The organism is uncultured Maribacter sp. (assembly GCF_963974015.1).
Taxonomy (GTDB): domain Bacteria; phylum Bacteroidota; class Bacteroidia; order Flavobacteriales; family Flavobacteriaceae; genus Maribacter.
Window position 1 is genome coordinate 116,295 of record NZ_CAXBBZ010000006.1, and the last position, 22,928, is coordinate 139,222.

Sequence of the window (22,928 nt, forward strand, 5' to 3'; positions counted from 1 at the left end):
ATTTGATTGTTATTTATTCTTTTCTATATGGTTTGTTACTCTTCTCTTAATGCATCAATCGGTTTAATTCTAATGGCTCTATTTGCAGGTATTAGGCCTATCAATACACTAAGACCGACCATTAAAACAAAAGAGACTATAAATTGTGGAATGCTAATCATTAAATTATAAAATGGCAAATCACTACTATCCCCTATCATGTTGTTAGCAATCGCCAGGAACCCTACTGCTATAGCAAAACCAACAAAACCAGCAAATACCGTAATTACAATAGATTCTAATACGATTTGACGTTTAACCACTTTAGGCGTAGCACCCAAAGCTCGTCGAATTCCTATTTCTTTGGTACGCTCCTTTACGGTAATCAAAAGGATATTACTAATTGCGATTACACCTGCTAATAGAGTTAGAATTCCGACAAAGAATGATACGCCTTGCAATACACCGGTAAAGGCAGATACATTATTAAAAACCTCAGAGAGGTCAAAACTCCCAATTGCTCTTTCATCTATTGGATTGATATCATATTTATTTTTCAACAAGCGTTTAATCTTACTCTCTACTAAAGGGACCTTTACATCTGCCCTCACTTCAATCGCCATCCAGTCCATACTATCTCCAGTTCCAAATGCCTTTTGAAAGGTTGAAAAAGGTATGTAAACGGAATTTTCGCCGTCAATCCTGATATTTTGATTCGGCTTATAGATTCCGACGATATTGAAGAATACCCCATTAATACGAACATCTTCTCCAATAGCATTCTCACCCTTTTCAAAAATTAGTTTGTATGTTTCTTCCCCGATGACACACACTTTTTTGGCATCGGTCATATCATTCTCATTTAAAAACCGACCTTCCACCAGTTTTTTCTTCATGATTTTATCAATATTAGGATAATCCCCATATACTGATGATCCACTAGTAAGTCCATTTCTATAGACAGTTACAACACCACGACGACCCCCAAGTTCTATACGAGGTGCTAACACCTCTATTTCTTCTAATTGCTCTTGTAGAATTTTGGCATCTTCCAATTTAAATTGTATCCTTCTTCCCCTTTCAAACCCTTTATAAGGTTCTGAGGTACTTTGACTCCATATAAAAAGACTATTGGATGCCGTACCAGCAAATATTTTTTGAAAACCATTACTCATACCATTAGCCCCTCCCAACAGCAGCACTAGAATTATCATTGCTATTATAACCCCAAGCATTGTCAAAAACGTGCGGAATAAGTTCTTACTCAAAGTAGCAAAAATCTCAGACCATAAATCTTTATCTAGTATCCACATATTATTTATCGCTTAATGCTACAATAGGTTTAACCTTAGCGGCTTTCATTGCTGGTATTAGACCTGCCAATACGCCTGCTACTATTAATATTATTGTTGCAGTGACCACTATTGACATACTGACAGAGGGGTTTGCAAAAGCCCCAGATTTAATATTTGGTCCTATAATGGCCAATAACCCTGTTGCAATGGCCAAACCTATAAAACCTGACAAAGCAGTTATAAAAACCGACTCGAACAACACCAATTTAATTATTGACCAAGGCTCGGCACCTAATGCTTTACGAACACCTATTTCCTTAGTACGTTCTTTTATAATAAAAACCATAATATTACCAATGCCGACTATACCCGATAGTAAAATTAAAAGTCCAACTATGATTACCGCAACATCTAAACCACCAGTGAAATTACTGATATCTTCAAATACTTCAGCATAATTGAAAATTCGAATACCTGCCTGATCCTGAGGTGCAATTTTAAACCTACGTCTAAAAACACTTTCTAATCGATCTGAAAATTCTAACGCTTTGGTAAGATCATATTCAGGATTATAGGTCAACGCAATTTGATCTATGTGATTTGTTTGACCATACATTTTCTGAAATGTACTGGTCGGTGCGTAAATATTACGTTCTGCATTATCATCACCATCGTCGGTGAAGGTTCCAATTACTCTAAACGGAAGTCCTTTAAACTCAACAAACTTGCCAATAGCATCTTCATTCTTAAATAAATCTTCCTCTACTTTTCTGCCAATTACGGCAACTTTAGAGGCATTGAGCAAGTCATTTGTATTTATAAACCTACCTTTATTAACAATGGTCTTTTCTATTGCTTGATGATCAGGATAAACGGCTTGAACATTATAGCTACCTGTTTCACTTTTATAACGTGCCGATGTATTTTGATATATTCTTGGACTTAAATATTCAACATCATTTGGAAAACTTCTTTTGATATATTCAATATCATCGTTGGTAAGTTGAACTCTTCTACCGGCTTCAAAACCGCCATAAGCCAAAGATGTTGTTCCTGTTCGAATGAATATTGAATTTGTTGCATCATCGCTAAACTGCATGGTAAAACCATTTTGCATTCCATTTACAGAAGCTAACAACAACACAAGTATGAATATTCCCCACCCTACTGAAAAACCAGTAAGAAAGGTTCTTAGCTTGTTATTACTAATACTATGATATATTTCTTGCCAAATGTCTCTATCAAACATATTGCTCGGCTCTTACTTGTTCTATTTTCTTATCTTCAATGATAACCCCATCCTTTAAATGCACAATTCTTTTGCACATATCAGCAATATCAGGTTCGTGTGTTACAATTAAAATAGTATTGCCTTGGTCATTAATTTTCTGAATTAAATCCATCACCTCATAAGATGTTTTACTATCCAAGGCGCCAGTTGGTTCATCGGCCAGCAACACTTTAGGTTCAGCGGCCATAGCCCTTGCGATTGCAACACGTTGTTTTTGACCACCAGAAAGTTCACTGGGCAAATGTGTCGCCCATTCCTTTAACCCTACCTGTTCTAAATATTTAAGGGCTTTTTCTTGACGATCTTTTCGAGGTACTTTTTGGTAATATAACGGAAGTGCAACATTTTCCGCAGCACTTTTATAATTGATTAGGTTGAACGATTGAAATACGAAACCTAAAAACTTGTTTCTGTAACGAGCCGCTTTAGTCTCGTTAAGATCCTTAATAGGTACATTATCCAAAATGTATTCACCAGAATCCAAACTATCAAGCATTCCCAGAATATTCAATAACGTAGATTTTCCAGAACCGGAAGAGCCCATGATAGCTACCAATTCACCTTCCTCAACATTAAAATTTATTCCTTTAAGTACGTGAAGTGAATTCTTGCCCATTTTATAGGACTTATGAAGATTTTTAATTTGAATCATGTTGGTTGTTGTTTTGGACAATTTTCTACACTGTCTATGCATTAGACTAACCAGTGTTTAAATTGTTACATCAATTAATTTATTTTTTTACTTTATTAGTTTTCAGCTAATTCATCTGGCTTAACCTCGTTCCATACTTTTATTTTCTCGCCCTCCTTTATACCAGAATTTATCTGAACATAAATACCGTCACTAATTCCCAATTCAATATCTCTTCTTTCAAATTGCTGCTTTTCGTTTTCAATTTCTACAAACGGTTTTTTAGTCTTTGCATCAAACTGAACCAAAGCCTCCTTAACAGCTAAAACATTATCGGCACGGGCCAATATTATAGATGCATTGGCACTTAATCCTGCTCTAATAAATATTGAATCTTGCTTTTTCAGAGTTCCTTTAATTTCAAATTGTATTGCACCGTTTTCCTCATTTCCTTTTGGTGCGATATAATCTAATACCGCATCGAAAATTTTATTTTCAATTGCTCCTACAGTTATTTCTAACGGAAGGTCTTCTTTGATTTTACCAACTTCTGACTCATCGACCTTACCCTCAAAAATCATTTTATCAACATCTGCTATGGCAGCAATGGTAGTACCTTCATTAAAATTATTACTTTCAATTACCTGATTACCCACTTCTACTGGTACTTCTAGAACCATACCGCTAACCGTTGCTCTAATTTGAGTATTGGCAGCGTTACCATAACCTGCAGTTGTTCCTGTTTTAACAATATCATATCGCTTATTAGCCGCAGCATATGATTGTTTAGCCTGATTATAAGTTACCTCCGCCCTTTCCAAATCCACTTTTGATATTACACCTTTATCGAACAGTACTTTTTGACGCCCAAAATTCCGTAGTTGATCATCTAAATTAATTTTGGTTTCGTCAATAGTATTTCTTGCATCATTCAGTGCATTAAGATTGGGAACAACCTTAATAGTACATAGTAAATCACCAGATTTTACATAATCGCCACCTTCAACAAAAATCTCCTCAATGACTCCAGATATATTCGGCTTAATTAAAACCTCCTCTAACGGAAGTATACTTCCAGTGGCCATCGTTTTCTTAATGATTGTCTGTTTAGAAGGTTCCTCCGTTAAATAAACAACCGGATCCTCTGTATTCTTTTGATATAAATAATACATAGACCCACCAAATGCGAGTACTATGATTAGTAGAATGATAATTGTTGTTGATTTTTTCATTTTTTGATTGGTTATATATTTTTCTAATTAATAAATTTATTCCGTTCTTAATGCTTCAATAGGTCTTATTTTAATTGCACTTTGAGCAGGTATAAAACCAGCTAACAATCCTGAGAATATTAAAATGACCAATGCGCTTACTACCACACCCAAACTTACACTGGGGTTTACAAACATATCGACGGGACCTACAGAATCGAGCACTGCATTTACCCCGTATATAAAAGCCGCTCCGAAAATTATACCGACCATACCCGATATAATGGTTAGAAATATAGATTCCATAAGAATTTGTTTTTTTATAGACCAAGGTGCTTCTCCCAACGCCCTTCTAATACCAATTTCTTTGGTTCTCTCCTTAATAACTATCAACATAATATTACTTACTCCAATAATGCCCGATAACAATACTAGAACACCTACAAAATATGCAACCCAACGTAGCGCACCAAATAAGCTTTCTACCCTATTGAATTGTTCGTATAAATCAAAATAGCCAACGGCACGTTTATCATCTGGATGTATCTTCCGATTTTCTTTAACAATGCTTAGTATTTTTTCCTTTAAGTCAGAAATTGAACTACCATCTTGAGCAGTTATGGCCATCCGACCTACATCATCACCCATATTAAATGCTTGCGAAAAAGCAGTAAACGGTACAAATATTTCTTTTTGGCCCTCTTCACCATTATTACTCTTTTTCTTATAGGTGCCTACCACCATAAAATTGACACCCTGAATTTTCACATAAGTACCTAGAACATCTTCATCTTTCTCGTACAACTCATTTTTTACCCCATCACCAATGACTGCAACCTTGCGATTCTCCTCAATATCATTTTGATTGATAAACCTCCCTACAGTAATTGTCATTGGCTCTTGTCTAATAATCTGTGGGTAATCGCCATACACGTTAAAAGCCCCTGTTTTTAAACCTCGTACTACATTGTTTATGCCTCCAAAACCACCTAATTGATTGCGGGGGGATATAAACCGTAGATTCGGAACATTATCTTTAATAGCCTGTACATCTTCCATCTTAAAACTAAAAGTTCTTCCCTTTGGCAATCCTTTATAGGGTATTGTAGTATTTCTAGACCACATAAACATTGTATTGGTGGCAATATCACCAAAATCTGCACGAATACCATTTTCCAATCCTTTTCCCGCTGCAAGTAGTATAATTAAAATAAATACACCCCAACCCACACCAAAAGAAGTAGCTAATGTTCTAAAAACATTGCTAGACAAAACTTCCATTATTTCTTTCCAACGGTCTTTGTTGAACATGCTTAAGTTTTATTAATTATTGGTACAACTACCATTATAGCATCATAAAAATGAATAACTCCTATATCATTGATCCCTTAAAGCTTCAATAACCTGAATCTTGGCCGCACGCCATGCAGGAAAAAAACCAGCCACGGCACCTGCAAATATCAATACGAACACAGTGGTTAATGCAACGTTAAAATCAACCGAAGGGTTAAGCACATAATCTACTTCAACATGTGGGCCAACAATCTCCAATAATCCCATACTTAAAATAAGTCCTGTGAATCCGGCAATAGAGGTGATGAAAATAGCTTCATGTAAAATCATTCCAACAATCGACCAAGGCTTGGCTCCCAATGCCTTTCGAATACCAATTTCACGTGTACGTTCCTTTACCACAATGAGCATAATATTACTAACCCCTACAATACCGGCGATGATAGTGCACACTCCTACAAACCAAAAGAAAAATTTAATTCCGCCCATTAGAGAGTAAAAGCGCTTAGCTTCTTCCATAGGATTATAAATCTGAATGGCACTCGTGTCATCAGGAGCAACGGTATGTGCTTTTTGAAGGTAAGATTTAAGGTCGTTCTTAAACTTGATAGATTGTGCCACTGCAGCTTCAAAATCTTCTACTGGCGGCAATGTATAGGACAAGTTGTTCAACTTGTCCGCCCCATTAAAAACTTGTTGTGCGGTACTTATAGGAATATAAATACGGTCTTCTTCACGTTCACCTCCAATATCACCATAAACACCGACAATTTTAAAAGAGATACCAGATATTTCTAAAAACTCTCCTACAGGACTTTCCAATTCTTTAAATACTTCACGATTTATTTTGTTGCTGATAATGGCAACCTTTGCCTTAGTATCTTCATCTTTCTGATTCAAAAATCTCCCTTGCGAAATAAACTCGTTTTCTATGAATTGAAATTGATGAGAGACACCTTGTACATTATATGCTAAAGACTCATTACCGTAGTTGACAAATGAATTTCGCACGAATAGTCTTGGCGACTTGTTTTCTATTTGCTCTTCTAATAAAACGGCTGCAAACTCATAATTCTCATTTCGTAATTGAATCCGTCTACCAGGGTTCATCCCTTTATACTCAATTGTGGTAGCACCTGGCCAGACCCAAACGCTAGTAGCTGCATCTTGTTCAAATTCTTTGGCAATTCCATTTTGCATCCCTTGACCAAAACCCAATAATATGACCAAAATAAAAATTCCTGAAGCCACGGAAAGTCCCGTGAGAAAGGTTCGCAATTTATTTTTGCGAATAGTATCGAAGATTTCCTGCCAACGTTCTAGATCGAACATGAGATTGCTTAATTTGATTGATTGATGAATGCAATACCAGTATCACACAATCATAAGACTAACCAGGTGGAGGAATGTTACACTATTAAGGTGAAAATTACAAAAATTGGTTTAGGTCCGCATTTTTCTATAGATAAAATAGAACAATCCGGCTACCAAAACATAGGGTATTGCCATCAAATAAACAATACCGTTATTTATACCTTCGGCAGCTTTACCAGACGATTCACTTTCCAATACCGCTCTACACATGGCACATTGTGCAACAGCATCAAATGGCACTACCATAAGCATCGCTACAAGTATAAATATCATCTGTTTAGTATACATAGTAAGGAGATATCATTATGTAGACTATGACACCAGTAACAGCAACATACAACCAAACAGGAAAAGTAAATTTAGCCAATGCTCTATGATCTTCAAATTTCTTTAAATATGCCATTGTATACGTACGTAACACAAGAGGAATTAATACAATCGATAATACAATATGTGTTATTAATATGAAATAATACACATAACGAATAACACCTTCACCACCAAAAGAAGTCGAATCTGAAGTCATGTGATATGCAATATACATCACCAAAAACAATAAAGACAAAACAATGTTCGTCGTCATTAATTGTTGATGAAGTTTCTGATTACCATTTTTAATTGCCCACACCGCCACCAACAACAAAACAGCCGTTACACCATTAATAGCTGCATATATTGGAGGTAAAAATGATAATGGTTCTACATTAGGAATTTTAACCCCAAAAAGAACCGCAACTACCACAGGGATAACAATTGATACCGCTGTTATCATTCTATTAAATTTTCTTTCGTCTGACACGTTCACTTGCATATTTAAAACTTTATTCTTTTAACAACTTTTGAATATCACTTTTTAAAATACCTATCTCTTCGGTCTCGCCTTGATCATTAGCCCCTTCTTTTTCTAAAATAGCTCCCCTATAGTACACTATAGGATTTCCAAATTCATCTATTCTAGACCTTAAATAGCCTTCCTTATCTACTAATGCAAACAACCCAGAATGTTCAAATCCACCTGGAACATCTGGCATTTCTGCAGCAAAGATATTGAACCCCGCATTTGCCAATTGATATACAGCATCCTTATCACCTGTCAATAAATTCCAACCAGATTTTTGAATTTTATATTTCTCGGCATAGGTTCTTAATACCTCTGGTGTATCAAACTCTGGAGTGATACTAAATGAAGCAATACCGAAATTTTCATTTCCTTTAAATTGACTTTGTACATTGACAAGGTTTGTCGTCATTACAGGGCATATACTAGGGCATCTTGTAAAAAAAAAGTCTACTACATAAACTTTACCTAAATAATCCTTATCACTTACTACTACACTATCTTGATTGATAAATTCAAATGATGGTACTTTTCGCTTTTTACCATCTAATAAAATATAACCCAATTTCCCATTATGAGCGGATATATTAAGACGATCGTTTTCTACAACTGTATTTGATGATAATCTTTCTACTATTCGTGGAATAACAATTATACCAAAAATTAGAATTATTAATGATACCCAGACATACGTATATTTCTTATTCATCACTTAATTCTTTTGGTATTATTCTTTTTTAAGGCCAGACGATATTCTGCCAAAATTATCTTTATATCATCTACCATTTTATTATTCAAATCAGCAACAGAATTCGAATTGAAACCATATTTAGTGCCTTCATCCTCATCCTTAGTTCTACCTCTAAGCTTGAAATCTTTATCAATGATAAAAACATAAGGAGTACCCAATTTATCATCTAACTGAATATCTGTTTTAAGGCTAGAATATAAGGCGATTATTTCCTCTTGAGTGGCAAATACAAAATTCCATTTGTCAATTTCAGACAAGGTGATAAGCTCCTTTTTAATCTCATCTACTTTATCCTCAGTGCCAATTGGTACGACCATTACAAACTGAAAATCATTAAATTCATGAAATCGTTTATATATTTTTTGGTTGAGGTTAAATGCATTTCCTTTTCGCGAATCAACATTTGTTCCTAAAAAACCTAAAACAGTAATTTTATCCTTAAACCTTATTTCTTTTGAAAAATCTATTTCCTGCACATTTTCAGTAAGCACTGACAATTTCCCAAAGTTATTAACCCCAGAAGCAAAGAATAAATAGGCAACGATTGGAAGCACAAACAAAACAATAAGAACAAAGGCCTTTTTCATAAATCAAGAAGAAAAATTATCGGTCAATTTAGTTAAACCCGATTGAATATCTATTAGAATAGAAACTATACAAAAATAAAAAAGACGGTTATAAAACCGTCTTTTAATTCTGTTAATTATAGCTTAGAAATTCCAAGAAATGAAACCATCTCTATATACGTTGTAAATGTAATCTGCTTCAACCAGTAGAATAAATACTAAATACAACACCAAGAATATTGGTGTCCAAACAATAGCTCTTCTTAAGGCAGACTTTTCATCACGTAAGTGCATAAAATCCCAGGCAATATAATAAGCCTTTACTAAGGTAAGTATAATGAATATCCAGTTCAATAACTTCATTCCCAATACATGAGTATCTGTTAAGGCTTCTGGCTTCATGATACCTAAAACAACTTCTACTGCAGTAATTAAGGTCAAGAAAGCTAAAACTCCCCAGATTTTCTGTGTGTTAGATTTGAACTTTACAAGTCCTCTAAAAATTTCTAATTTATGTCCGTGTGCCATTTTACTATAATCTATTAAATAAATCTATCGTAATTATACAATCTTTTAGAAAGATTAAACCAGGTAGAAAAAGGTAAATACGAATACCCATACTAAATCTACAAAGTGCCAGTACAACCCAATTTTCTCTACCATTTCATAATGTCCTCTTCGTTCATATGTACCAAGAATAACATTAAAGAATATGATGATATTAATCACCACCCCAGAAAAAACGTGAAAACCGTGAAAACCTGTTATGAAGAAGAAGAAATCTGCAAATAACCTGCTTCCATACTCATTATGAACTAAGTTTGCGCCTTCAACAACTTGCGTTGCATCTGCTAATTTCGTTAATGAAGATTGTCTGTCTAAAAGGGTTTTCTCACCTTCTTCATTAATTAATTCCGTTCTAATTAAAATATTAGGATCCGCCTTAAAGCCTTCAACAACCTCTTCTAAAGAAAAACTTGTTAATGTTGGTTCTTTAAAGAACCACAGGCCATTTTTTCTTTCATGTATAACTCTATCTCCCGGTATTGTAATAGCAAAATCTGACAATGAAGCTCTTTCTCCACTATCTGCTTTTACGAATTGTAAGATTCTACCACCTTTAGTTTCTAAAGCACCATGATCACCTTTGATAAAAGTTCCCCATTCCCATGCTTGTGAACCAACGAAGATAGCACCTCCAATAATGGTAGCGAACATATACCAAATAACTGCATTTTGCTTCATTTTATGGCCAGCATCTACAGCTAATACCATCGTTACCGATGACATAATCAAAATAAAGGTCATAAAAGCAACATAAATCATGGGATAATTACCATGAAAAAATGGAACGTGAGTAAATACCTCATCGGCAATTGGCCATGTTTCTATAAATTTAAATCTTGAAAAGCCGTAAGCTGCTAAAAATCCTGAGAAAGTTAACGCATCCGACACAAGGAAAAACCACATCATTAATTTACCGTAGCTTGCTCCTAAGGGTTGATTGCCTCCACCCCATACGCTTGTTTCCGTTCCCGTTGTCACCGTAGAATCCATATACTGATTATCGTTTTAATAAAACTTTAGCAAATTTACATTTTTTTGAACTATATAAAAGCGCAATTTGAGTCAAAACTTATTTTGAGACACTTTTTTATTTAACAAAGGTCATAAATATCACCAAATAGACCCATAACAAATCTAAAAAATGCCAAAAAGTAGCCCCTAAGGTTACTCCTAAATAATTCTCTTTACTATATTTCCCTTTACTTTGGTTATATAATACGACCAATAGTGAAATCATTCCCGCTAAAACATGGACAATATGTACCATGGCGATTAGAAAAACATAAGACATTTTTATACTGCTTGTTGGGCCTGTAAAATAATATCCCTGCGCTACCATTTCTGAAAAACCAGAAAATTGAAGTACTATAAAAGCAATACCTAACACGAACGTTAACCATAACCAAAGAGTACCCTTACTAGACCGCCCTTCTTTAATAGCGTTTTTTGCCAACATATAACAAAAGCTGCTAATAATAATGACAATAGTGCTATATATAAAAAACTGTGGCAAAGACACATCACTAGACCAATCTTCTCTTGAACTACTGACAATGTAAGCACTTGTCCAACCAGCAAATCCCATTAACAAACTCACGATTCCAAACCAAAGCATCATTTTTTTCGCCCTAGCATTTTTCTCTTGCTCCGTTCCTTGTGTCAAATCCATATTAACCTAAAAATTTATCTATTACATATACTATTTGCATCAAAGTTATATAACTGACGCTTGCTAACATTAATTTTCTTGCAGAAGCATTGTCCCTTTTCGAATATAACTTAAAGGCAAAGCCCAACATTACAGCCCCCATTAAAAATACAATTACGGCAGCTATAACCGATAACTGCAATCTACCCGTAATACCAAAAACAGGTATAACCGATACGACCATCATCCATATCGTATACATGATTATTTGCAGTACAGTAGCGGTATCCTTTTTACCGGTCGGCAACATTTTAAATCCACCACTTCGGTAATCGTCATCTAGCATCCATCCTAATGCCCAAAAATGAGGAAATTGCCAAAAAAATTGAATCATAAATAATGTTCCTGGCTCTATACCAAAATCATCAGTAGCAGCAACCCAACCTAGCATAAATGGAATTGCCCCAGGTATCGCCCCAACAAATACCGCCAATGGGGTTATAGTTTTCAACGGAGTATAAACACTGGTGTAAAGAAATATAGAAATAGCCCCAAACATGGCCGTTTTAGGATTCAATACATATAATGCCATTACACCAAGCAAGGTTAAAACAATTGCCATTGTCATAGCTGACTTGACAGAAATTCTACCCGTGGGAATAGGCCTATTTTTAGTACGCTTCATTAAAGCATCTAAATCTCTCTCTATTACTTGATTGTATGCGTTACTAGCGCCAACCATACAATAGCCTCCAAATGCCAACAGCAACACCTGAACCCATTGAATTTCATAGGCACCTAAAAAATACCCCGCAATCGAAGAAAAAACGACACTAATTGCCAACCTAGCTTTGGTAATCTCCTTAAAATCGTCAAAAATTAATGCTAGCGCACTACTTTTTGTCGAACTAACGGCCGTTTTCATATTTCATTTAAATAGATCTGCAAAGATAACCCCCTAGTCATATTTCTGCAACCTTAAACCTTTATTTCTAGTATATTTGAAAGTAATCGAAATAACTTCTTATCCCTTAAAAATGAAACAATTAAAATCTATTTACACTCTAGCGACCCTTATGCTTATCTCTACAATTACCTGGAGCCAAGAAGAGAACGTCACAATTACCATAGATACCCTTACTAGTGAAGTATATATGCTTACGGGCCAAGGTGGCAATATCGGACTCTATGTAAATGCAACCAATACATTTATGATCGATGACCAGTTTGCACGACTAAGTCCGAAAATAAAACAAGCGATAGCAACCCTAACCAGTAAGCCTATAACCTACTTATTCAACACTCATATGCACGGGGATCATACTGGAGGCAATGCAGAATTCAACACCTATACAACAACTTTAATTGCCCAAGATAATGTTCGAAAAAGCCTAGAGCAGCGAATTATTGAAAAACCTGAACTTAGTAAAGACATTTTACCTGAAATAAGTTTTTCAGAAGAGCTTAAAATATATCAAGACGATGAAACCATAATGGCATTTCATGTACATAACGCCCACACTAATGGTGATGCCATGATATATTTCATGAAAAATAATGTCCTGCATATGGGTGATACCTACTTCTCAGGACGCTATCCTTATATTGATTTAGATAACGGTGGAAGCGTTGATGGTTATATTACCGCACAAAAGAAGGCCCTAATACTAATTGATGACAATACGGTTATAATCCCCGGTCACGGCCGACCATCGAATAAAAAAGAACTTACCACTTACATAGCCATGTTAGATGACATTAAGAATAACACTTTAAAAGCGATACAATCAGGAAAAACATTAGAGCAAATTAAAACTGATACTTCTATTTCTGTTGCATATGACAATGATTACGGAACTGGCTTCATCAATCCTGAAAAATTGAGAAGTACATTTTATACCAGTTTAAAAAATTAGTAGTTGTAACTATTAAAAACAAAAAAATCCCAAGCTAGTAGCTCGGGATTTTTTTATATTGTAAAATAGATTTATAAACTATTGTAATTTAAAGTTAATTGGAATACTAAAAGGTACACGTACTGCTCTTCCTCTTTGCTTACCAGGGGTCATTTTCGGAAGTTTATTGATAATCCTTGCAGCTTCCGCTTCTAAATTCTTATCAGGACCACGCATTCTAACGTTACCGATACTACCATCTTTTTGAATAACGAACATTACACTAACTCTACCTTGAACACCCATTTCTTGAGCTATTTCTGGGTAACGGAAGTTTTTACCAATATGCTTTTGGATCATTGAATTGAAACAAGCTCTCTTATCGCTTTCATTTTCGCAACCTGGAAAAATCGGCACATCTTCAATTACAGCGAAAGGTACATCTACATCTTCTTCGATTTCATCAACGATTACATCGTCAACCTCAACGATTTCCTCATCTTGACTAGTTTCGGTAGACTCAATTACAGTTTCCTCAACCTCTTCCTCATCTTCAACAACCTCAATGATTTCAGGTGCTGCCGGTGGTGGTGGTGGTGGTGGAGTTTTAATCTGTTCGGTCATAGGAACCTCTTCATCTAAAAGGTCATCCACATTCATAGAAATATCATAATCATTGACCTCATCATAAGTCTTCCACTCAAATGCCACATAAGTAAATAGCATTACCGCGAACAATCCGATAACAAAATAAAGACTACTGTTCTTCGTTAAATCCGCCTTAGGATTCTTTTTAGGTTCCATATATATTCATTTTAGTGATTGCTAATTTAACTAAATATTCTATAAAAATGCAATTAATATTTTCATTTTAACGATGGCTTTCGAAAAAACAAAAATCGTAGGACCAACATTCCTACTATAGCTCCGGTAGAATTGGCCAATGCGTCAAGCGGATCACCATGTCTATCATTGGTAGCTACATGTTGTATAACCTCAATAATTATGCCGTAAACTATTGCAAATAAAACGATGTACCACAGTAACTTAAGCCTGCCATTTTTTTTAAATTCTCCCTTGGTTTTTGCCAAATAAGCCAACACGACCATTAGAAAATAAAAGGTGAAATGAACCGCCTTGTCTATATGTGGAATGTTGAACCGAGAAGTATCTACATCTGAAAAAGAAAATAAGCTGAAAAATGTTACAAACATCATCCAGCTTATGAATAGTACTTTAAAAACAAGGTTTTTAACCACCTATAATTTCTTTATATGCCACATCACTTAACAAATCATCTAATTGACTAGCGTCACTAAACTTTATTTTCACCATCCATCCATCACCATAAGGATCAGAATTAACCTTTTCTGGCTCATCTTCAAGCGATTCATTGAATTCAATTATCTCACCGGACAAGGGAGAAAATAAATCTGAAACAGTTTTTACAGCCTCAACAGTTCCGAAAATTGCTTCACGTTCTAAAGTTTCATCTAAAGTATCTACTTCGACATAAACAATATCACCTAATTCACCTTGGGCAAAATCAGTAATCCCTACGGTTGCAATATCACCGTCAATCTTTACCCATTCGTGGTCTTTTGTATACTTTAATTCAGCTGGTATATTCATTATAATCGTTTATTATTTTTTTTACTTCGGCAAATGTATAGTATTCCAATTAGCTTATCAAAAAATTAACCGATGTTATAGATTGAATTGAATTCTTGATAATAGAATATTTCTAAGGCTAATTGAGTCTTTTATTAATTACCGAAATTGTAGCGTATGGTAAACCCTGTATTAATCGTAGTTTGTGGAAATGCAGTAGAAACCGCAAATTTCGAAAAAGAATGATCATAAAAGAACAACGCATTCAGGTTCTTACTTAGTGCATAATCTGCAGTAAATTTAAGTGACATTAAATTCTGACCGGAAGTTATTTGATTGTTGTTAATATCCAGATTTCTAATAATCGTAATATTATCACGCAATGTTACGTCGGCCTTCAAATTTAAATCTCCTTTTAATCTCGTTTTATTTCCACCAATATTTGTCACAAATTTGACATCTTTAAATCGATATCCCATGCCAACAGTATATTCCTTACCATTAATTTCAGTCATAAGGTTGTTGTCAAAACTTAGTGATAAGGCCCTATCTGTTCTAACCTCGGCCAAAATACTGATAGAGTTTTTCATCTCAAAATCTACCCGTACTAGCGGATTAAATTGATCTGTAAGCACTACGTTATTCAAAATTAAATCTGACAACAAATCGCCATTTTCAGGATCAACTTGAGGTAAACCATCATTACGTAACTGTACTTTTTCAAGATTGGTCTGATACGAGTTGATACTATATGAAGAACGATACCCATGACTTAAAGAAAAACGTTTGAATTTCTTTTTAAACCATTTGCTCTTCATCAACCCTGTATACTTTATGCTCCAGTTAGGTATTGGTATATCCCTAAACGTATCTAAGTTAACACGATTAGCATCTTGACCTGTATATGCTGCAAAGAATGCAGGCAATAATACTTCTTGCTGGGTTTTGCCATACAATTGTGGAAAACCATCATCATCTGGATTACCGAACGGTTGAGACCTATCAGCAATTAATCTATTCGCTATAGTAATTCTATTATTCTTAAACTGCTGAAAAGTACTTGAGTCAAACTCATCACTTTTACCAAATGCGGTACCTATCATCAGGGTAGAAATACTAAAGCTACCATAGTTGTTACCTAACTGCACATTATATTCTTGATCTTCAACATTAAAGTTTTCTTGATAACTGTCAGAATATTGTCTGTCAGCCACCAAATCAATAGTAATGTCTTTTGTTGGTTGTGCCGTTGCAGTAATATTTAATTGCTTATTTGTTCTTTGGATGAATTGCTCATTAAATTCTGGAAAATTAGTCAACCAACCATTTTTAGCCGCTTCGAAACGAACATCGGCCTGACTACCGAAAACAAAACCTATTGTTGGCCGTGCCGTGCCTATAAACCCAACCGATTGCGTATACCCAGGTAGTACTGTACCATTATTCTCACTGTAGTTAAAGTTCAATCTTTTAACCATAGTAACTATATCAACTACAGTATTGAACATATCACTTGTCTTACCCTTAATTTTTTCTTGATCTTCTGCTGGTACTCCTGCTTTATCCCTTCTAATAGGTCCAGCGGCAGATGCTTTTGGAGCTTCGCGCTTTTTAAGCCCTATCATATCATAGAATTTTTGTAAAGTCAATGATGACGTAATGGTGTGTGTGTTTGCGTTCTGTACAGTATTGACATCACTGCCCACAACCGCTAGAATAGCATCACCGCCACGTTGCCAATCAAAATTACTGGTGTAGGTATATTGTGTGCTAATAAAATCTAATGCCGGTATTTTTGCAAAAGGAACTTCATAATTTAATTGCATCTGTTGCGAATGCCTGTTTGGCTCACCAATATCAAAGAAACCGTCCCATAGCCCTAATGCATTGTTAATTCTATCTACCGATTCTAAGGGTTCATCTTCATTAAGGTAATTGCGCACAATATTATTATTCGATGCCGTAAGATTTAATCGTAAAGATTTCGTCAAGTTATAATTAATAGCATACTGCCAATTAAATAGATAATTACGTTGTTGTAATTCTGGCAATTGAATTCTATCCTCATTCTCCTGATACACATCTCTAAATCGCTGCGCATTAAACTGTCTATTAATGTTAGAGTTTACACCTATGGTCGATGGTAATAGGTTTAAGTTTAAATCTTTTAACCATTTCCAGTACTTACCTGTAAAAAGTGAATCTTTTTTAGCAAATGGAGCAACTTCTAAAGGTTCAAAACTGTGGTTATACACAAAACCGGTATTCACCGTTTGGTCTCTTAATTGTGAAATCTCAAAATCGCGATGATCGGTTTCGTTATAACTATAGTTAAATGTAAAGTTCTCTATATCGTAAAAATTGGCGTCTGCCTCATCACCACGATCCTTACGAACTCCTATTAAATTAATACTTGTTCTCTTTGTATAATCTTCCGCTTGTTCTAAAACATCGTCTTTTCCTTCTTGTGTATCTTCAGCGGCTATTCTATCCTCAAGCTTTAAATCATCATAAACCGGGTCGAACTCAGGAGTAATTACTTGCTCAGATATTCCGTAGTTGAACGGCAACTGTATTCCCCATTTTTTAGGAAGCAATTGACCTACATTAACATTGGTAACAACATCATAAGAAATGGCATCTTCGCGGGCACGTTCATTTGGCATTTGATCAATAGAACCAAAACCAGAAGTACTCTTACTACCCGTTGCACTGATATTGGCAAAATCGGCTATATTGGCATCAATAGCAGCAATGGCCGCCCAACCGCCATTATTATCTAAACCGGCAAGGCGAAGTTCATTGAACCATACCTCACCTCTAGCGGGTAGGTTATCTTGGTTCTTAATACCCACCATTATAGTACGAATACTACCCAACGAAGGGTTACCTTTTATTCCAATTCTAATTCTTCCAGGTGTACGAACATCAAATTCATTTACTGGAATAACTTCACCGTTCTCTACTTCGAAAAATCGAATATCACTTAAATCTCCATCAGATATCCATAGAGACTTCACTTTGTTCAAATCACTAAGGGCAATATTCATCTCATTTGCTTCTGGCCATACCTCACTTTCCGAAACAGCTGTAAATGGAGTGAATTCTAACGGAAGTTCTATTTGATAAAAGTTTTGCGAGAAATCTGTTCCCATTCTTAAGAAACCTACCAATGGCGTAGAAGTATCTGCATAATCACTATCTACAATTTTTTCAGCGTGCATGAACATTTTCAAATTCTTATACTGACGAATATCGATATTTAAATTCTTGAATACACCGCGAGAATCTCGAGGCTCTAAATTCTCTACCAATAAAGAAAGTGATTGTTCATTTTGACGGATAATTGTATTGTTATTGTTTAATTGCTCTCTAATAACGCCAGGAGGTAATATATATGGAATAGGTGTTCTATTGCTATTTTCTTCAATATTTACCGTATTTACATCTAAGGTAGTACCGTCATCGGAAGGATCATTATCAACATCTTTATCTTGTAATGTTTTCGTATACGTACGCCAATCTCCCCTAACCAAATCTAAGGTTGCAAAACGAAGTACAGTAGGATTATTGAAGCCCGTCATATACATTCTCATGAAGCTTATCGACCTAAAATCAGTGATTCCACCAACAGCATCACTAAAATCACTTAATGGAATTTTATACTGAATCCATCTATAATTTACATCATCTCCATTTGGTATTCTAGTACCACTAGCTACACCTTCTCTAATATCGGTTACATACTTATCGTTAATTGATGTATTAGGTTTAATCGATATTCGATATTCGTAATAACTATTGACCGTATTCATAGTTAAATCTCTATCGATATCTTCAACATCAGGTAACGTTGTAGAACCTCTATCGGTATTTGTTACAGAAACGGGTGAGTTACCTTCAGGACTATTAAAATCTATATATCTTTCTAAAATGCTTCCTTCTCTATTCAAATAATAGGAGTAATTATCCAGGGCTGGATCACTACCATTGTTATTCGTAAAAACTGAACTTTCGTTAACATCATTCAATCCGTCAAAACCAATATCTTGCAAACTTCTATTAGCCTCACTGGCATCAAATGCATAAACTAAAGATTGTGTTGCAGGCACTTCACCCCATGAGGTAGGTGCTATAAAATCGTTGCTATCTACTCCTGGTAATCCATTTTCATATTGCTTTTTACCATCACGCAAAATATCCTCTGAAATATTACCCAAGTTTAGCACTAGTTCACCTGAACCCGATGCAATACCATCTACATACGGATCCATTACCCAAAACTGAACGAACTCAACATTACTTTGCTCAAAATCGGTACTACTTAACGAGCGCATCATACCACCCCATTTTTCACTAGGTGCATCAACATCAAAATTCGGGTTGTTATTATAAGGTCCTTTTACTGATGGATAGTACACCATATCTAAAGTAGTTTGCACCTGAGTTTGACCTTGAGCAACATCGGTCTGTGGAAAAACCTCATCGATATATATTCTACGTGTAGGGTTTGTAGAAACGTCATCATCACTTATTTCTGCAGGTCTTTGATTGGTATAAAAGATAGGATCTATGGTATACCATGATAATTTAGCCCTACCATAACCATTTAATAAGTTGTCCGCATCGTCAGGAGAACTACCGAAAAGTTGACCTCCGTTTCCAAATTCTAAAGGCATACTTGATATAGACCAACCTAACGAAGCTCTAATATCTATTAATGCTTGAGCACCTTCAAAATCATCTAAATAAGTGGTTGTTTCCCCATCGAAATCTGCATTTTTAGGAGAACTAGGTTTCAACATGGCCATCTCAGCTCTTATGGATACATTCGATGGAACATCGGTATCGATATTTGGTAGCTTGTTAACCATACGTGTCAACCAAGGCACTTCAGTAGAAAAATTTCCGTTTAGTCCAAAAATAGTATTGTTAACCGGTTCAACCCCAAAATTGGATTTCTGTGTTAACGGGCGCTCATTCAAGTTTAACAAGGTACCACCCAATACAAATTTTTCATTGATTTGATGCTCAACATTTACACCTGTAAATCGACGTGTCTGTTGCCCAAACACTGCATTGTTCTCAACAGAAATATTGATTGGAACATTAGAAGCCTCTAAACTAGGGTCTAAAATTTGTACTGTTCCTGCTTGGTAATTTACGGTATAATCAATACCCTCTTGTAATTGTCGACCTCCTGCAGTAACCCTAACTGAACCTCTCGGAACATTGAATGCGCCAATAGGAATACCGTTACTGCCTTCTGATTTATAATTACCTTTTAATAAGAACTTATTTTTTTCTGGATCCTGTAATGCGGCAGCCTTCGTCAGTTCATACATGTCTCTAAAGACATATTGCTCTTGGTTAGCATTATACCCAGATGTATTATTATATTGACCACTATTACCGTTCTCTAATTGTTCATATAGAAATTGACCAAACGGTTCTACTTTCGTGAAAATAATACGACCACCTTGTACATCAATAGTTTGACCAGCTACGAAATCAAAAAAACCATCACCCCCAGGTTGAATATCATTATAAACATTTAATCTATCTAGATTAAAGACATTCAAAAGAATTCTTTCCTCTAAACCTTCGGGCCACCCAGAACCAGGGCCTTCTTCAACAGGTGTAATATAATTCCTAGGCGTAGGATCAGAATACAAAATATTCATCTTAAAATCGTCTTCGCTTAAACGAAATGCACCGGTAGCATATATATTCTTCATCATCAAATCCCAAATTGGATCATTGATGTTCGTAATATTACTTTTTAATAATTTAAGTATAAGTGTATTGTTCTCAATAATAGGATTTGCACCTTGTGAAACCGTAGTAGCTTCTAACCCGCCATTGGCAAATTCACCAACCTGAAAAACTTCACCTTGAAAAGTGTATTGAAATGCAACACCCAATACTTCATCATTACTTAATCTTTGGTTTAAAGATATATAACCCAATTGGGTATTATATTCAAAATCTCTACCCTGCTCTAACTTTCTAGCATTCTCCAATAAAGCATAGTCAAAACCTTGGTTCGGACTATACCCTCCAGAAAAACTTGCAGTATTAAAACCGCCTTCTACAGTTGCTATTTCTCTAATGTTATCGTTTAATGCACCTCCATTTCCAATTAATGCCGGATCATAATCGTTTGCATTGTTTCTTGGTCTTAAATCGCCAACTCCGTTAAAGAAATTCGCTCCATTCCCATTATTCATTCCAACTCTAGTTTTGTCTCTATCAGACTCTCCTAAATCTTGAATCGCCACAACATTTCGCACATTCAATGTCTGTTGACTTCTATTAGTGACCCAAACTTCTATACGTGTAATTTGCACCTGACTTTGTATATATGGATACGTTGAAAGTGCACGATCATAATTATCCCTAAAATATTGTGATAAGAAAAAGTGTCTATTCTCATCATAGTCCAGTGCTGTTAATGAAAATTCATTTAATGTACCACCACCCTGAGCAACAACTGTATTATTTTGAGAACGTTGTTCAGAAAATACTGCAGTTACCGATGTCTTACCAAACTGCAATTTGGTCTTTACACCAAAAAGACTCTGCGCTCCTTGAATTAATGAACTATTTAAAGGCATGTTCACGTTACCAACTTCGATAGATTGAATAATATCATCTTCAGTTGGCGTATAATCTAGCTTAACAATATTCTGAAAATCGAAAGTCGCTTCGGTATCATAATTTGCGGTTACCTGTAAACGTTCTCCTATCTTACCCAACATACTGAGACTAATACGCTGATCAAAGTCGAACGAAAGATTAGTTCTATTACGAGGTGAAAGTGACGGATTATCATTTTTCTGCCAAATAACACCTAAATCCATAGCAACAGAACCTTGCGGAATAATTTCTATAGTATTACCACCAAAAATGGAAGTGAAAAAATTATTGTTCACATAAAAATTAGGAAGCAAGTTTTTACGTGCTTCTTCACTACCTGCCTTTCTGCCAGAAAAAGCATCGGACTTTTCTTTAAAATAAGATTTAATCCCTTCTTTCTCTATAAGATCAAAATATTGATCAGGAGTCAAAATTATTGGATATCCTATATTAAAATCCCCTACGCTTTCATTATAGATATAACGATCAAGTTTTGGGTCATAAATATATTTGGAAACGATACTTTCTGGATTCTCAAGAAGAATACGACCAAGGTCATGTCCTGTCTTTACAGAATCAATCTCTTGTTCTTCTGTTTCTTGCGCCATAACGACCGCCATGGAACCAAAAAACATGAAGAATAAAAAGATATACTTAAAAGAAGTTTTAAGATTTTTAATTGCCCCGATTTTTTAAACTTATTACAAATTTTTCAGCGCGAGTTTTATAATATTCTCTACGCTTAAGGAAGAATCTTGACTAAGCACTTTATCGACAACCCGTTCTGCCTGTTTACGTGCGAAGCCTAGAACTTCTAAAGCAGATAACGCTTCATCTTTATTTGTATTGTTTGCACTTAGTGAAAGTTCGTCTATATCATAGACTTTTAATACCTTATCTCGAAGATCTAAAATTACACGTTGGGCAGTTTTTGTTCCAATTCCTTTAATTGCTTGGATAGCGGGAACATCGCCATTAGCAATTGCATCTCTAATTTGAGATGGTGACATTGAAGAAAGCATTGTTCTGGCAATACTTGAACCAATACCTGAAACTGAAAGTAATAATCTAAAAATTTCACGTTCAGATTTCTCCACGAAACCATATAAGGTATGAGAATCCTCCTTCACTTGAAGATGGGTAAATATGGAAATGTTCTCCTGTGCTGGTAATTTAGAGAACGTATTCAATGATATATTCACAAAATAGCCAACTCCACCACATTCAATAATAATATGTGTTGGATTCTTCTCTATTAGTTTACCCCTTAGGTGATGTATCATATGCCCTTAAATTAAATAGGGAAATAAGTTTAAAACTTGATTTCCCTATTTCTATT

General features: G+C 35.2%; 20 protein-coding genes. 1 reads left to right on the top strand and 19 read right to left on the bottom strand.

The genetic code is table 11. The features are described 5' to 3' along the window. Positions 1 to 35 precede the first annotated feature (35 nt). From AACZ41_RS11005 to cyoE, 14 genes are all read right to left on the bottom strand, one after another. On the bottom strand, positions 36 to 1,292 hold the full coding sequence (locus tag AACZ41_RS11005; protein WP_339628503.1) for an ABC transporter permease: 1,257 nt from the start codon (positions 1,290 to 1,292) through the stop codon (positions 36 to 38). Position 1,293: 1 nt separating this feature from the next. Then, positions 1,294 to 2,523, bottom strand: a complete 1,230-nt coding sequence (locus AACZ41_RS11010) for an ABC transporter permease (protein WP_339628504.1) — start codon at positions 2,521 to 2,523, stop codon at positions 1,294 to 1,296. Then, positions 2,516 to 3,217, bottom strand: a complete 702-nt coding sequence (locus tag AACZ41_RS11015) for an ABC transporter ATP-binding protein (RefSeq protein WP_339628505.1) — start codon at positions 3,215 to 3,217, stop codon at positions 2,516 to 2,518. The genes AACZ41_RS11010 and AACZ41_RS11015 overlap by 8 nt, the downstream gene beginning before the upstream one ends. Before the next feature lie 95 nt (positions 3,218 to 3,312). Beyond that, positions 3,313 to 4,428: an efflux RND transporter periplasmic adaptor subunit gene (locus AACZ41_RS11020; protein WP_339628506.1), complete on the bottom strand. Its 1,116-nt coding sequence runs from the start codon at positions 4,426 to 4,428 to the stop codon at positions 3,313 to 3,315. Between the two features lie 36 nt (positions 4,429 to 4,464). Then, positions 4,465 to 5,718, bottom strand: a complete 1,254-nt coding sequence (locus AACZ41_RS11025; protein WP_339628507.1) for an ABC transporter permease — start codon at positions 5,716 to 5,718, stop codon at positions 4,465 to 4,467. Positions 5,719 to 5,784: 66 nt separating this feature from the next. Further along, positions 5,785 to 7,032 carry an ABC transporter permease gene (locus AACZ41_RS11030; RefSeq protein ID WP_339628508.1) on the bottom strand — a complete coding sequence of 416 codons (1,248 nt, stop codon included), beginning with the start codon at positions 7,030 to 7,032 and terminating at the stop codon, positions 5,785 to 5,787. 111 nt (positions 7,033 to 7,143) lie between these two features. Next, entirely contained in the window at positions 7,144 to 7,347 is a 204-nt protein-coding gene (locus tag AACZ41_RS11035; protein WP_339628509.1) for a hypothetical protein, read from the bottom strand. 4 nt (positions 7,348 to 7,351) lie between these two features. Beyond that, positions 7,352 to 7,885 (bottom strand): DUF420 domain-containing protein, encoded by a 534-nt coding sequence (locus tag AACZ41_RS11040; RefSeq protein ID WP_339628510.1) that lies wholly within the window; start codon positions 7,883 to 7,885, stop codon positions 7,352 to 7,354. 10 nt (positions 7,886 to 7,895) lie between these two features. Continuing rightward, on the bottom strand, positions 7,896 to 8,621 hold the full coding sequence (locus AACZ41_RS11045) for an SCO family protein (protein ID WP_339628511.1): 726 nt from the start codon (positions 8,619 to 8,621) through the stop codon (positions 7,896 to 7,898). Further along, on the bottom strand, positions 8,621 to 9,250 hold the full coding sequence (locus AACZ41_RS11050; protein ID WP_339628512.1) for a hypothetical protein: 630 nt from the start codon (positions 9,248 to 9,250) through the stop codon (positions 8,621 to 8,623). The genes AACZ41_RS11045 and AACZ41_RS11050 overlap by 1 nt, the downstream gene beginning before the upstream one ends. A 123-nt stretch (positions 9,251 to 9,373) precedes the next feature. Continuing rightward, positions 9,374 to 9,757, bottom strand: coding sequence for a cytochrome C oxidase subunit IV family protein (locus AACZ41_RS11055; RefSeq protein ID WP_339628513.1), 384 nt, complete (start codon positions 9,755 to 9,757; stop codon positions 9,374 to 9,376). 54 nt (positions 9,758 to 9,811) lie between these two features. After that, positions 9,812 to 10,786, bottom strand: a complete 975-nt coding sequence (locus AACZ41_RS11060) for a cytochrome c oxidase subunit 3 (RefSeq protein ID WP_339628514.1) — start codon at positions 10,784 to 10,786, stop codon at positions 9,812 to 9,814. A gap of 97 nt (positions 10,787 to 10,883) precedes the next feature. Next, positions 10,884 to 11,465, bottom strand: a complete 582-nt coding sequence (locus AACZ41_RS11065; RefSeq protein WP_339628515.1) for a cytochrome c oxidase subunit 3 — start codon at positions 11,463 to 11,465, stop codon at positions 10,884 to 10,886. A gap of 1 nt (position 11,466) precedes the next feature. After that, positions 11,467 to 12,369: a heme o synthase gene (gene cyoE, locus AACZ41_RS11070; protein WP_339628516.1), complete on the bottom strand. Its 903-nt coding sequence runs from the start codon at positions 12,367 to 12,369 to the stop codon at positions 11,467 to 11,469. 112 nt (positions 12,370 to 12,481) lie between these two features. Between cyoE and AACZ41_RS11075 the strand changes: the two genes are divergently transcribed. Beyond that, positions 12,482 to 13,360 (top strand): MBL fold metallo-hydrolase, encoded by an 879-nt coding sequence (locus AACZ41_RS11075; RefSeq protein ID WP_339628517.1) that lies wholly within the window; start codon positions 12,482 to 12,484, stop codon positions 13,358 to 13,360. A 78-nt stretch (positions 13,361 to 13,438) separates the two neighbouring features. Here the strand turns inward: AACZ41_RS11075 and AACZ41_RS11080 are convergent, their stop codons facing one another. The 5 genes from AACZ41_RS11080 to ruvA form a co-directional block, all read right to left on the bottom strand. Further along, positions 13,439 to 14,143, bottom strand: a complete 705-nt coding sequence (locus AACZ41_RS11080) for an energy transducer TonB (RefSeq protein ID WP_339628518.1) — start codon at positions 14,141 to 14,143, stop codon at positions 13,439 to 13,441. A 62-nt stretch (positions 14,144 to 14,205) separates the two neighbouring features. After that, the gene (locus tag AACZ41_RS11085) at positions 14,206 to 14,598 is read right to left on the bottom strand and encodes a VanZ family protein (RefSeq protein WP_339628519.1); all 393 of its coding nucleotides are present in this window, start codon (positions 14,596 to 14,598) and stop codon (positions 14,206 to 14,208) included. Continuing rightward, complete coding sequence (gene gcvH / locus AACZ41_RS11090) at positions 14,591 to 14,971, bottom strand: glycine cleavage system protein GcvH (RefSeq protein WP_339628520.1); 381 nt, start codon at positions 14,969 to 14,971, stop codon at positions 14,591 to 14,593. The genes AACZ41_RS11085 and gcvH overlap by 8 nt, the downstream gene beginning before the upstream one ends. Before the next feature lie 134 nt (positions 14,972 to 15,105). Beyond that, entirely contained in the window at positions 15,106 to 22,224 is a 7,119-nt protein-coding gene (sprA, locus tag AACZ41_RS11095; protein WP_339628521.1) for a cell surface protein SprA, read from the bottom strand. 66 nt (positions 22,225 to 22,290) lie between these two features. Further along, on the bottom strand, positions 22,291 to 22,872 hold the full coding sequence (gene ruvA, locus AACZ41_RS11100; protein WP_339628522.1) for a Holliday junction branch migration protein RuvA: 582 nt from the start codon (positions 22,870 to 22,872) through the stop codon (positions 22,291 to 22,293). Positions 22,873 to 22,928: the final 56 nt, after the last annotated feature.